Source organism: Pseudomonas sp. 6D_7.1_Bac1 (assembly GCF_025465945.1).
Lineage (GTDB): Bacteria > Pseudomonadota > Gammaproteobacteria > Pseudomonadales > Pseudomonadaceae > Aquipseudomonas.
In genome coordinates, this window is sequence record NZ_JANLNW010000060.1 from 116,460 (window position 1) to 128,667 (window position 12,208).

The window sequence follows — 12,208 nt, forward strand, 5'->3', positions numbered from 1 at the left end:
GCGCCACGGAGGCAATGATGAAACGAAGCAAGTACGTCCAACTGTCCCTGGCGGCGTCGGTCGCCATGGCGATATCCGGCTGCGGGCCGACAGAAAAAACCTACACACTGAATCAAAAGTTCAACTTTCAATCCGTGCAGCAGTGCGTAGATCAAAAGTTTCCGGTGAATGTCTGCTCCGAAGCCTACATGACCGCCATCGCCGAACACCGTCGCCTCGCGCCGCTGTACGACAGCCAGGCCGACTGCGACGCGGACTTTGTCGCCGACTGGTGCCAGCAGGACTCCACCGGCAAGTTCATTCCAAAGCTCGGCGGTTTCGAGCTGGCAGCCAATGGCCAGGTCACACAGACCCAACTGGACGCTGCCAATGCACAACTGCCCGCCTCCGCAGCGAACTCTGGCGGCTCAGGAGGAATGGTAAACGGTCTTCTGGCCGGCATGCTGATCAGCAATATGCTGAACAGCAACCGGGGCAGCTACTCCTCCGAACCGGTTTACCGCTACCGCGACTCACGCGGCGCGTTCTCATCCTCGACGCTCAGCCAGCGCATCGCCACGGGATCGAGCTTCACCAAATCGGACCAGGCGAAATACGGCAAGGGCTACAGCAGCTCCACGTTCAAGTCGAGCAGCAGCAAGCCCATCTCGGTGGCGTCTTCCACGTCCCGAGGCGGTTTTGGCAGCCAGGCCAGCGCACGCAGCGGCTGGGGTGGTTCAAGCAGTTTCGCTCGGTCGAGCAGCTAAGGAGCGAGCGCAATGAAGAAAATTCTCTGCAAGGAACGTCACGACTGGAAGCAGACAGCCGAAAACCTCGGCTTTATGTTTCACACCATCGACGACGAACCCTACTGGGACGAGCGCGCGTATTACCAATTCACGCTCAAGCAGATCGAAAATGATCTCGAAGACCCCACCACCGAGCTCCATGAGATGTGCATGGACCTGGTCGATCGGGTGGTGCAGAGCGAAGAACTGCTGGAACGCCTGAGCATTCCGGCGCCCTTCTACGACATGGTTCGTACTTCATGGCGCGAAGGCCATCCGCACCTTTACGGTCGCCTGGACTTCTCCTACAACGGCACCGGCCCCGCCAAATTGCTGGAACTCAACTACGACACGCCCACCAGCCTGTACGAGGCGGCGGCGTTTCAGTGGGGCTGGCTGGAACAATGTATCGAGCGCGGTTTGCTGCCCAGCCATGCCGACCAGTTCAACAGCATCGACACCAAGCTGCACCAGGCCTTTGCGCAACTGCAGATCAAACAACCTTTCTACTTCGCCTCGATGAGACAGTCGGTCGAAGACAAGGGCACCACCGACTACTTGCGCCTGATCGCGGAAAAAGTCGGGATCGAGTCACGCCACATCGATATCGAAGACATCGGCCTCAACAGTGAAGGACGGTTCGTCGATCTCGAAGAACGCTGGATTCCTCACCTGTTCAAACTGCACGCCTGGGAATTCATTTTCCACGAACCGTTTGGTGAAGCCATCGCCGCAAGTGACACGCAGTTTTTCGAGCCGGCCTGGAAATCGATCATCTCGAACAAAGGCATCCTTCCCCTGCTGTGGGAGTTCCACAAAGGGCACCCGAACCTGCTCGCCACCCACCTGGACACCGAGCCTGGCAAAGCGGTGCCTAAAGGCTGGGTGCGCAAGCCGTTCTTCTCCCGCGAAGGCGCCAACATCGAGCTGCATACCCCGGATGGTCTGGTCGTGAAGGAAGACGGGCCCTACACCGATGCGCCGTTCATCCTTCAGGAGTTCGCCCCGCTGCCGCAGTTCGGCGACAGCTACACGCTGATCGGCTCCTGGGTGATCGGCGATCAGGCCGCCGGCATCGGCGTGCGCGAGGACAACAGCTTGATCACCAAAAACTCAAGCCGCTTTCTGCCGCACCTGATACTCGACTGAACGACACCCGAAAAACGCCCAAAGAAAAAGGCCCGCAGCGTGAGCTACGGGCCTTTTGTCTATATCCGGCGGATCTGATGATCAGAACGGAATATCGTCATCAAAGCTGTCGAAATCCGGAGCCGGTTGCGGAGCGGCCTGCTGCTGTGGCGCTGGACGCGATTCACGCTGCGGCTGCTGCGAAGGCTGTGGGCGGGACTGCTGTGGACGCGGTGCCGAGTTGGACATGCCGCCCTGGCCTTGTTGGTCGCCCTGCGGACGGCCGCCCAGCAGTTGCATGGTGCCTTGCATGTCGACCACGATTTCAGTGGTGTAACGCTTGATACCGTCTTTTTCCCATTCGCGGGTCTGCAGCTTGCCTTCGATGTAGACCTGCGAACCTTTACGCAGGTATTCGCCGGCGATTTCCGCAACCTTGCCGAACATCGATACACGGTGCCATTCGGTCTTTTCGACTTTCTGACCGGTTTGCTTGTCGGTCCATTGTTCGCTGGTCGCCAGACTCAGGTTGGTCACGGCGTTACCGTTAGGCAAGTAGCGAACTTCGGGATCCTGGCCGCAAGTGCCGACCAATATGACTTTGTTAACCCCACGGGCCATAACGTTCTCCTAGGCTTCGCACGCTGTCGGGGCCGGGTTGTTGACCAGGCTCTCGAGGGTCGTGCGATCCAATAGTTCGGTGTCCAATTTGATGTAAATGGCCGCTTCATCAGCAACCACCACTGCATCTGTTACCCCAACGACGGCCAGCAGGCGCTCGACCAGACCAGCCTCGCGGATCGCTTCAGGCGATAACGGCAAGCGCAGGCTCGTCACATAGGGAGGTTCACGCATGGTAACAGCAAAGGCCAACCAGAGGGCAGCCAGCGCGGCACATCCGATGAACACCGCTGAGAGACCGCCGTGCTGGAACATCCAGCCACCCATGATCCCGCCCACTGCCGAACCAAGGAACTGACTGGTGGAGTAAACCCCCATCGCCGTGCCTTTGCCGCCTGCCGGTGAAACCTTGCTGATCAGCGACGGCAATGAAGCTTCCAGCAGATTGAACGCGGTGAAGAACACCACCGTACCTATCACCAGAGCCCGCAAGCTGTCGCCGAACTGCCAGAAGAATAGCTCAGTGAGCATCAGCGTACTGACCGCGCCGAGTAAAACTCGTTTCATTTTGCGTTTCTTCTCGCCGTAGATAATGAACGGGATCATGGCGAAGAAAGAAATCAGCAGCGCGGTCAGGTACACCCACCAGTGCTGCTCTTTGGGCAGCCCGGCTTTCTCGACCAGCGCCAGCGGCAAGGCGACGAAGCTCGACATCAGCATCGCGTGCAACACGAAAATGCCCAGGTCCAGGCGCAGCAGGTCCGGGTGCTTGAGCGTCGGAATCAGTGCCTGACGGGCAACGCCGGACTCGCGGTGCTGCAACGGCCCGGTGGAGCGCGGCACCATGAACATCACGATCACGATGCCAAACAGCGCCATGCCGCCAGTGGCGAGGAACAGCCCGGACAGACCGAAGACACGGGTCAGCAACGGCCCGACCACCATGGCCACGGCGAACGACAGACCGATGGTCATGCCGATCATCGCCATGGCTTTGGTGCGGTGCTGTTCGCGGGTCAGGTCCGACAGCAAAGCCATGACCGCCGCAGAAATCGCCCCAGCGCCTTGCAGGACTCGTCCGGCGATCACGCCCCAGATCGAATCAGCATTGGCCGCCAGCAGGCTACCGAGGGCGAAGACGATCAGCCCCAGGTAAATCACCGGGCGGCGACCGATGCGGTCGGAAATGATCCCGAACGGAATCTGAAAAACCGCCTGCGTCAGGCCATACGCGCCAATCGCCAGACCGATGAGGGCCGGGGTCGCTCCTGCGAGATCCATTCCATAGGTCGCCAATACCGGCAACACCATAAACATGCCAAGCATACGGAAGGCGAACACCAGGGCCAGGCCGCTTGCTGCGCGGGTCTCGCCACCACTCATGCGTTCGCTGTGGGGATCGTGCATGGAATTACCTCATGTGAACCGGCGGCGATTCTACCAGTCCCATCGGTTGACGGGGTATAGGGCGACGCTTTGTCGCGAGTCTGCTTCGCGCACTTGTCAGGTGCCGTTCAGCCAGCGTCATTTGATAGTGTGCATCCATCCAGTATTTGGCCGTATACTCCTACGTTTTCGACGCCCGCCAAGCGAGGCCACCTTGGACAAGATCCTGATTCGTGGGGCTCGAACCCACAACCTGAAGAACATCGACCTGACCCTGCCACGGGACAAACTGATCGTCATCACCGGTTTGTCCGGGTCCGGCAAGTCTTCCCTGGCATTCGACACGCTGTACGCCGAGGGTCAGCGACGTTATGTCGAGTCGCTGTCAGCCTACGCCCGGCAGTTCCTGTCGATGATGGAAAAGCCTGACGTCGACACCATCGAAGGCCTGTCGCCGGCCATCTCCATCGAACAGAAGTCGACCTCGCATAACCCGCGCTCGACGGTCGGCACCATCACCGAAATCTACGACTACTTGCGCCTGCTTTATGCTCGCGTGGGTATTCCGCGCTGCCCGGATCACGACATTCCGCTGGAAGCCCAGACTGTCAGCCAGATGGTCGACCTGGTCCTCGCGGAGCCTGAGGGCAGCAAGTTGATGCTGCTGGCACCGGTGATCCGCGAACGCAAGGGTGAACACCTTTCGGTTTTCGAAGAACTGCGCGCTCAGGGCTTTGTCCGGGCTCGGGTCAACGGCAGGCTCTGCGAGCTGGACGAGTTGCCGAAGCTGGATAAACAGAAGAAGCACTCGATTGATGTCGTGGTCGACCGCTTCAAGGTCCGCGCCGATCTGCAACAGCGCCTGGCCGAGTCGTTCGAGACCGCGCTGAAGTTGGCTGACGGCATTGCGCTGGTCGCGCCGATGGACGACGAGCCGGGGGAAGAAATGATCTTCTCCGCACGCTTCGCCTGTCCGATTTGCGGCCACGCGATCAGCGAGCTGGAGCCCAAGCTGTTTTCCTTCAACAATCCGGCCGGCGCCTGCCCGACCTGCGACGGCCTGGGGGTTAAACAGTTCTTCGACATAAAACGTCTGGTCAATGGCGAACTGACCCTGGCCGAGGGCGCGATTCGCGGCTGGGACAGGCGTAACGTCTACTACTTCCAGATGCTCGGCTCACTGGCCTCGCATTACGGCTTCAGCCTGGAAGTGCCGTTCAATCAACTGCCAGCTGATCAGCAGAAAGTCATCCTGCATGGCAGCGGAGCGCAGAACGTCGACTTCAAGTACCTGAACGACCGTGGCGACATCGTCAAACGCTCGCACCCGTTTGAAGGCATCGTACCGAACCTGGACCGTCGCTACCGCGAAACCGAGTCCGCCTCGGTGCGCGAAGAACTGGCCAAGTTCCTCAGCACCCAGCCTTGCCCGGATTGCCGCGGTACTCGCCTGCGCCGCGAGGCGCGGCATGTGTGGGTCGGCGAGAAGACGCTGCCAGCGGTGACCAACCTGCCCATTGGCGATGCGTCCGATTACTTCGGCACGCTGAAACTGACCGGTCGACGCGGCGAAATTGCCGACAAGATTCTCAAGGAAATCCGCGAGCGTTTGCAGTTCCTGGTCAACGTCGGCCTCGACTACCTGTCGCTGGACCGCAGTGCCGACACACTGTCTGGCGGTGAAGCGCAACGTATTCGTCTGGCCAGCCAGATCGGCGCCGGTCTGGTGGGGGTTCTGTACATCCTCGACGAACCGTCGATTGGTCTGCACCAGCGCGACAATGATCGACTGCTGGGGACACTCAAGCATCTGCGAGATATCGGTAATACGGTGATCGTGGTCGAGCACGACGAAGACGCGATTCGGCTGGCCGACTACGTGGTGGATATCGGCCCTGGCGCGGGCGTGCACGGCGGTCACATTGTTGCCGAAGGCACCCCGGCCGAAGTCATGGCGCACCCTGACTCGCTGACCGGTAAATACCTGTCCGGCCGCGTGAAGATCGAAGTCCCAGCCAAACGCACGCCGCGCAACAAGAAGCTCTCGCTGTCGCTCAAGGGCGCCCGGGGCAACAACTTGCGCGATGTCGACCTGGACATTCCGATTGGTCTGCTGACCTGCGTGACCGGCGTGTCCGGTTCGGGCAAGTCGACGCTGATCAACAACACCTTGTTCCCGCTCAGCGCCACCGCACTGAACGGCGCGACCACCCTGGAAGCTGCAGCCCACGACAACATCAAGGGCCTGGAGCATCTGGACAAAGTCGTCGACATCGACCAAAGCCCGATCGGCCGTACGCCGCGCTCCAACCCGGCAACCTACACCGGGCTGTTCACTCCGATTCGCGAGCTGTTTGCCGGTGTGCCAGAATCCCGTTCACGTGGCTACGGTCCCGGACGCTTCTCCTTCAACGTGAAGGGCGGACGCTGCGAGGCCTGCCAGGGCGACGGCCTGATCAAGGTGGAAATGCACTTCCTGCCGGACATCTATGTCCCGTGCGATGTCTGCAAGAGCAAGCGCTACAACCGCGAAACCCTGGAGATCAAGTACAAGGGCAAGAGCATCCACGAAACACTGGAAATGACCATTGAAGAAGCGCGAGTGTTCTTCGATGCGGTTCCGGCCCTGGCGCGCAAGCTTCAGACGTTGATGGATGTAGGCCTGTCGTACATCAAGCTGGGGCAATCGGCGACCACCCTGTCGGGCGGTGAAGCGCAACGGGTCAAGCTGTCCCGCGAACTGTCCAAGCGCGATACCGGCAAGACCTTGTACATCCTCGATGAGCCGACCACCGGTCTGCACTTCGCGGATATCCAGCAACTGCTTGATGTACTCCACCGTCTACGCGATCACGGCAACACCGTGGTGGTGATCGAGCACAACCTGGACGTGATCAAGACCGCTGACTGGCTGATAGACCTTGGGCCCGAGGGTGGTTCCAAGGGTGGGCAGATCATTGCCGTGGGCACGCCGGAGGAAGTCGCCGAGATGAAGCAGTCTTATACCGGCTACTACCTCAAGCCATTGCTGGAGCGTGACCGGGCTTAACCTCGGCGCATGAAAAAGCCCCGGTCACTTCATCAGTGACCGGGGCTTTTTGCTGTATTGAGCGTCTAAAGATCAGAACTGCGATTGCAGATAGTTTTCCAGACCCACCCGCTTGATCAGACCCAGCTGCTTCTCCAGCCAATAGGTGTGATCTTCTTCGGTATCGGCCAGTTGAACCCGCAGGATCTCGCGGCTGACATAGTCCTTGTGCAGCTCGCAGAGCTCGATGCCCTTGCAGAGCGCGGCACGGACCTTGTATTCCAGGCGCAAGTCGGCAGCGAACATTTCAGGCACTGTGGTGCCGATATCCAGATCATCTGGACGCATACGCGGTGTGCCTTCGAGCATGAGGATCCGCCGCATCAGTGCATCGGCGTGCTGGGCCTCTTCTTCCATCTCGTGATTGATGCGCTCGTAGAGCTCGGTAAAGCCCCAGTCCTCATACATCCGCGAATGGATGAAATATTGATCACGTGCTGCCAGTTCGCCCGTGAGCAACGTGTTGAGGTAATCGATTACGTCTGGGTGACCTTGCATCGCCCTACATCTCCCTGCTTGAAAGTTGCAGTTTGAACCAAGCCGACCGATTGGTCACCCGAATAGCGCGATAAAAGCGAAGATATTCTGAGAAAAGTGGTTTAAATAACGCAAAAACCGCCAAAATGAGGGCGGTTCTGCTTATCGTTTAGACTTAGTTCAGCTGTACGCCCAAGGCCTTTGCAACACCTTCTCCGTAAGCACTATCAGCCTTGTAGAAGTGTTGCAGCTGCCGCTGAACCACATCGCTGGAAACGCCCGCCATTGCACCGGCAATGTTGTTGATCAGCAGGGCTTTCTGCTCATCGCTCATCAAGCGGAACAGCGCACCGGCATGGCTGTAGTAGTCTGTGTCTTCACGGTGATTGTAACGATCGGCCGCGCCACTCAGAGCCAGCGCTGGCTCTGCGTACTGTGGAGCCTGTTTCGGCGCATCGGCGTAGCTGTTTGGCTCGTAGTTCGGTGTACCGCCACCGTTGCTGCCAAACGCCATCGAGCCGTCGCGCTGATAGCTGTTGACCGGGCTACGTGGTGCGTTCACCGGCAACTGCTGATGATTGGTGCCAACACGGTAGCGGTGCGCATCGGCGTAAGCGAACACACGACCTTGAAGCATGCGGTCCGGCGACAGACCCACACCAGGCACCATGTTGCTTGGACCAAACGCTGCCTGCTCGACCTCAGCGAAGTAGTTCTGCGGATTGCGATTGAGTTCAAGCTCGCCCACTTCGATCAGCGGGAACTCTTTCTGCGACCAGGTTTTGGTCACGTCGAACGGGTTCTCGTAATGCGCCGCAGCCTGAGCCTCAGTCATGATCTGGATGCACACGCGCCATTTCGGGAAGTCACCGCGCTCGATCGCACCGAACAGGTCACGCTGAGCGTAATCCGGATCAGTACCCGCCAGACGTGCAGCCTCTGCCGGCGCCAGGTTCTTGATGCCTTGCTTGGTTTTGTAGTGCCATTTCACCCAGTGACGCTCACCTTTGGCGCTGACCAGGCTATAGGTGTGGCTGCCGAAGCCGTGCATGTGACGGTAGCCGTCAGGGATGCCGCGATCCGAGAACAGAATGGTGACCTGGTGCAGCGCCTCAGGCGAATGCGACCAGAAGTCCCACATCATCTGCGCGCTTTTGAGGTTGCTTTGCGGCAGACGCTTTTGGGTGTGGATAAAGTCCGGAAACTTTAACGGGTCACGAATGAAGAACACTGGCGTGTTGTTGCCCACGATGTCCCAGTTACCTTCTTCGGTGTAGAACTTCAATGCAAAGCCACGCGGGTCGCGCTCGGTGTCTGCCGAACCGCGCTCTCCGCCAACGGTGGAAAAGCGCAGGAAGGTTGGGGTTTGCTTGCCAACGGATTCAAACAGCTTGGCGCTGGTGTACTGAGTAATGTCGCGAGTCACGGTGAACGTACCGTAAGCACCCGAGCCTTTGGCGTGTACACGGCGCTCCGGGATGTTCTCACGGTTGAAGTGGGCAAGCTTCTCGATCAGATGAAAGTCGTCGAGCAGCAGCGGGCCACGAGGGCCGGCGGAACGGGAATTCTGGTTGTCGGCGACTGGCGCGCCACTGGCGGTAGTCAGCGTTTTATTCTGGCTCATGCTCAATCTTCCTTTTCAGTCTTGGAAACTGCCGGCTAATCGGCTGGAAGGGAGTATTGACCACGAACATGACGCCATCAAATTCATTAAATTGTCGGCATCGATAGAAATAAACTAACGATCAGCCCTTGCAGAGAGTAAGGGTATCGACTTTGCACCCCAGCGTACTTTTCCTGCAGGCACAAAAAACCGGGCACTAGGCCCGGTTCTTCGTTTCAGACTGACGTCTTACTCAGCGGATACAGCTTCACCGCCGACAGGACGATCAACCAACTCGACGTACGCCATAGGCGCGTTGTCGCCAGTGCGGAAACCGCACTTGAGGATGCGCAAGTAGCCACCCTCACGGGTAGCGTAACGCTTGCCCAGGTCGTTGAAGAGCTTACCAACGATAGCTTTCGAACGAGTACGGTCGAAAGCCAGACGGCGGTTAGCCAGGCTATCTGTCTTGGCCAAAGTGATCAGCGGCTCAGCAACGCGACGCAGTTCTTTGGCTTTTGGCAGTGTAGTTTTGATCAGCTCGTGCTCGAACAGCGACACCGCCATGTTTTGAAACATGGCCTTGCGGTGCGAGCTGGTGCGGCTCAGGTGACGACCACTTTTACGATGACGCATGGTTCATTCCTTACCAAACACAACGTTCGGTGATTACGACGATCAGGCAGTCGCCTTGTCGTCCTTCTTAAGACTTGCAGGCGGCCAGTTGTCGAGGCGCATGCCGAGGGACAGACCGCGGGAGGCCAGAACGTCCTTGATTTCAGTCAAGGATTTCTTGCCAAGGTTCGGAGTCTTCAACAGTTCTACTTCGGTACGCTGAATCAGGTCGCCGATGTAGTAAATGTTTTCCGCCTTAAGGCAGTTAGCCGAACGTACAGTCAGTTCCAGATCGTCAACCGGGCGAAGCAGGATCGGATCGATCTCGTCTTCTTGCTCGATTACCACTGGTTCGCTGTCACCTTTGAGGTCGACGAACGCAGCCAACTGCTGTTGCAGAATGGTTGCAGCGCGGCGGATAGCCTCTTCAGGATCCAGAGTACCGTTGGTTTCCAGATCAATAACCAGCTTGTCCAGGTTAGTACGCTGCTCGACACGGGCGTTTTCCACCACGTATGCGATACGGCGAACCGGGCTGAACGAAGAGTCAAGCTGCAAGCGACCAATGCTGCGGCTTTCGTCTTCATCGCTCTGACGCGAGTCGGCCGGTTCATAACCACGACCACGAGCTACTACTAGCTTCATGTTCAGGGCGCCGTTAGACGCCAGGTTAGCGATTACGTGATCGGGATTAACGATCTCGACATCATGATCCAGCTGAATATCGGCAGCGGTAACCACCCCCGAACCCTTCTTCGACAAGGTCAGCGTAACTTCGTCACGGCCGTGCAGCTTGATAGCCAGACCTTTAAGGTTCAACAGGATTTCAATTACGTCTTCCTGTACACCTTCGATGGCGCTGTACTCGTGGAGCACACCGTCAATCTCGGCCTCGACTACTGCACAGCCGGGCATTGAGGACAACAGGATGCGGCGCAGCGCGTTGCCCAGGGTGTGGCCAAAACCACGCTCGAGAGGCTCGAGAGTGATCTTGGCGCGGGTTGGACTGACAACCTGCACATCAATATGGCGGGGTGTCAGGAACTCATTTACCGAAATCTGCATGGATGCACCTATTTTCTAGCCCTTACTTGGAGTAGAGCTCGACAATCAGGCTTTCGTTGATGTCGGCGGACAGATCACTGCGAGCTGGAACGTTCTTGAAAACGCCCGACTTCTTCTCAGTGTCTACTTCTACCCATTCTACGCGGCCACGTTGGGCACACAGATCGAGAGCTTGGACAATGCGAAGTTGGTTCTTTGCTTTCTCGCGAATCGCGACCACGTCACCAGCACGAACCTGGTAGGACGGAACGTTTACGGTCTGACCGTTAACGCTGACGGATTTGTGCGATACCAGCTGACGGGATTCGGCACGAGTCGAACCAAAGCCCATACGGTATACAACGTTGTCCAGACGGCATTCGAGCAGCTGCAACAGGTTTTCGCCAGTTGCGCCTTTCTTGCCAGCAGCTTCTTTGTAGTAGCCGCTGAATTGACGCTCGAGAACGCCGTAGATACGACGGACCTTCTGCTTTTCACGCAGTTGGGTGCCGTAATCGGACTGGCGACCGCGGCGTTGGCCGTGGATACCAGGTGCTGCTTCAATGTTGCACTTCGATTCGATCGCGCGCACGCCGCTCTTCAGAAAGAGATCGGTGCCTTCGCGACGAGCGAGTTTGCATTTTGGACCAATGTAACGAGCCATTCTTTACAATCTCCTGGATTACACGCGGCGCTTCTTCGGCGGACGGCACCCGTTGTGCGGGATTGGCGTCACGTCGGTGATGCTGGCGATCTTATAGCCACAGCCGTTCAAAGCACGGACAGCGGACTCACGACCTGGACCTGGACCCTTGACGTTAACGTCGAGGTTTTTCAGGCCATATTCCAGCGCAGCTTGACCAGCACGTTCAGCAGCTACTTGAGCAGCAAACGGGGTGGACTTGCGGGAACCGCGGAAACCCGAACCACCGGAGGTAGCCCAGGAAAGAGCGTTACCTTGACGGTCGGTGATGGTCACGATTGTGTTGTTAAAAGACGCGTGGATGTGGGCGATGCCATCAACCACTGTCTTTTTGACTTTTTTACGAGGACGAGCAGCAGGTTTTGCCATGATTAAATTCCTGTCGATTCGCTGGGGCGATTACTTGCGGATCGGCTTACGCGGACCTTTACGGGTACGCGCGTTGGTCTTGGTACGCTGACCGCGTACTGGCAGACCACGACGATGACGCAGACCGCGATAGCAACCGAGGTCCATCAAGCGCTTGATTTTCATGTTGATTTCGCGACGCAGGTCACCTTCAGTGGTGAACTTCGCCACTTCGCCACGCAGCTGTTCAATCTGCTCGTCGCTCAGATCCTTGATCTTTGCGGCTGGGTTTACCCCAGTCACTGCACAGATCTTCTGTGCAGTTGTGCGACCAACACCATAGATGTAGGTCAGCGAGATAACAGTATGCTTGTTATCTGGAATGTTGACGCCTGCAATACGGGCCATTCAGTGGGACTCCAATTGAC

The 12,208-nt window shown here is 57.9% G+C and carries 12 protein-coding genes; 3 read left to right on the forward strand and 9 right to left on the reverse strand.

The features are described 5' to 3' along the window. The first annotated feature begins 17 nt into the window (after positions 1–17). Positions 18–746 (forward strand): DUF1190 domain-containing protein, encoded by a 729-nt coding sequence (locus tag NTD87_RS16765; RefSeq protein ID WP_262115147.1) that lies wholly within the window; start codon positions 18–20, stop codon positions 744–746. Between the two features lie 12 nt (positions 747–758). Further along, on the forward strand, positions 759–1,916 hold the full coding sequence (locus tag NTD87_RS16770) for a glutathionylspermidine synthase family protein (RefSeq protein ID WP_262115148.1): 1,158 nt from the start codon (positions 759–761) through the stop codon (positions 1,914–1,916). Positions 1,917–1,997: 81 nt separating this feature from the next. Here the strand turns inward: NTD87_RS16770 and NTD87_RS16775 are convergent, their stop codons facing one another. Then, positions 1,998–2,516, reverse strand: a complete 519-nt coding sequence (locus NTD87_RS16775; protein WP_071553156.1) for a single-stranded DNA-binding protein — start codon at positions 2,514–2,516, stop codon at positions 1,998–2,000. A gap of 9 nt (positions 2,517–2,525) precedes the next feature. Beyond that, positions 2,526–3,923, reverse strand: a complete 1,398-nt coding sequence (locus tag NTD87_RS16780; protein ID WP_262115151.1) for an MFS transporter — start codon at positions 3,921–3,923, stop codon at positions 2,526–2,528. Positions 3,924–4,116: 193 nt separating this feature from the next. On the opposite strand from NTD87_RS16780, the gene uvrA reads away from it, so the two are divergent. After that, entirely contained in the window at positions 4,117–6,951 is a 2,835-nt protein-coding gene (gene uvrA / locus NTD87_RS16785) for an excinuclease ABC subunit UvrA (protein WP_262115152.1), read from the forward strand. Positions 6,952–7,023: 72 nt separating this feature from the next. Here uvrA and bfr read toward each other — a convergent pair whose 3' ends face one another. The 7 genes from bfr to rpsM all read right to left on the reverse strand — a co-directional run bounded on the left by bfr (position 7,024) and on the right by rpsM (position 12,188). After that, on the reverse strand, positions 7,024–7,488 hold the full coding sequence (gene bfr / locus NTD87_RS16790) for a bacterioferritin (protein WP_262115154.1): 465 nt from the start codon (positions 7,486–7,488) through the stop codon (positions 7,024–7,026). Positions 7,489–7,642: 154 nt separating this feature from the next. Continuing rightward, the gene (locus NTD87_RS16795; RefSeq protein WP_262115155.1) at positions 7,643–9,091 is read right to left on the reverse strand and encodes a catalase; all 1,449 of its coding nucleotides are present in this window, start codon (positions 9,089–9,091) and stop codon (positions 7,643–7,645) included. 228 nt (positions 9,092–9,319) lie between these two features. After that, positions 9,320–9,706 carry a 50S ribosomal protein L17 gene (rplQ, locus tag NTD87_RS16800; protein ID WP_007896790.1) on the reverse strand — a complete coding sequence of 129 codons (387 nt, stop codon included), beginning with the start codon at positions 9,704–9,706 and terminating at the stop codon, positions 9,320–9,322. Positions 9,707–9,748: 42 nt separating this feature from the next. Next, positions 9,749–10,750: a DNA-directed RNA polymerase subunit alpha gene (locus NTD87_RS16805; RefSeq protein ID WP_007924176.1), complete on the reverse strand. Its 1,002-nt coding sequence runs from the start codon at positions 10,748–10,750 to the stop codon at positions 9,749–9,751. 22 nt (positions 10,751–10,772) lie between these two features. Continuing rightward, positions 10,773–11,393 carry a 30S ribosomal protein S4 gene (gene rpsD, locus NTD87_RS16810; protein WP_003210056.1) on the reverse strand — a complete coding sequence of 207 codons (621 nt, stop codon included), beginning with the start codon at positions 11,391–11,393 and terminating at the stop codon, positions 10,773–10,775. An 18-nt stretch (positions 11,394–11,411) separates the two neighbouring features. Further along, the gene (gene rpsK / locus NTD87_RS16815) at positions 11,412–11,801 is read right to left on the reverse strand and encodes a 30S ribosomal protein S11 (protein WP_002555466.1); all 390 of its coding nucleotides are present in this window, start codon (positions 11,799–11,801) and stop codon (positions 11,412–11,414) included. 30 nt (positions 11,802–11,831) lie between these two features. Continuing rightward, on the reverse strand, positions 11,832–12,188 hold the full coding sequence (gene rpsM / locus NTD87_RS16820; protein WP_003186020.1) for a 30S ribosomal protein S13: 357 nt from the start codon (positions 12,186–12,188) through the stop codon (positions 11,832–11,834). Positions 12,189–12,208 lie beyond the last annotated feature (20 nt).

Bases quoted from the DNA above. Each gene is read 5' to 3' on its own strand.
- NTD87_RS16805 (WP_007924176.1), bottom strand. From the start codon at position 10,750: ATGCAGATTTCGGTAAATGAGTTCCTGACACCCCGCCATATTGATGTG.
- rpsM (WP_003186020.1), bottom strand. From the start codon at position 12,188: ATGGCCCGTATTGCAGGCGTCAACATTCCAGATAACAAGCATACTGTT.
- NTD87_RS16765 (WP_262115147.1), top strand. From the start codon at position 18: ATGAAACGAAGCAAGTACGTCCAACTGTCCCTGGCGGCGTCGGTCGCC.
- NTD87_RS16770 (WP_262115148.1), top strand. From the start codon at position 759: ATGAAGAAAATTCTCTGCAAGGAACGTCACGACTGGAAGCAGACAGCC.
- bfr (WP_262115154.1), bottom strand. From the start codon at position 7,488: ATGCAAGGTCACCCAGACGTAATCGATTACCTCAACACGTTGCTCACG.
- NTD87_RS16780 (WP_262115151.1), bottom strand. From the start codon at position 3,923: ATGCACGATCCCCACAGCGAACGCATGAGTGGTGGCGAGACCCGCGCA.
- rpsD (WP_003210056.1), bottom strand. From the start codon at position 11,393: ATGGCTCGTTACATTGGTCCAAAATGCAAACTCGCTCGTCGCGAAGGC.
- rpsK (WP_002555466.1), bottom strand. From the start codon at position 11,801: ATGGCAAAACCTGCTGCTCGTCCTCGTAAAAAAGTCAAAAAGACAGTG.
- rplQ (WP_007896790.1), bottom strand. From the start codon at position 9,706: ATGCGTCATCGTAAAAGTGGTCGTCACCTGAGCCGCACCAGCTCGCAC.
- NTD87_RS16795 (WP_262115155.1), bottom strand. From the start codon at position 9,091: ATGAGCCAGAATAAAACGCTGACTACCGCCAGTGGCGCGCCAGTCGCC.
- NTD87_RS16775 (WP_071553156.1), bottom strand. From the start codon at position 2,516: ATGGCCCGTGGGGTTAACAAAGTCATATTGGTCGGCACTTGCGGCCAG.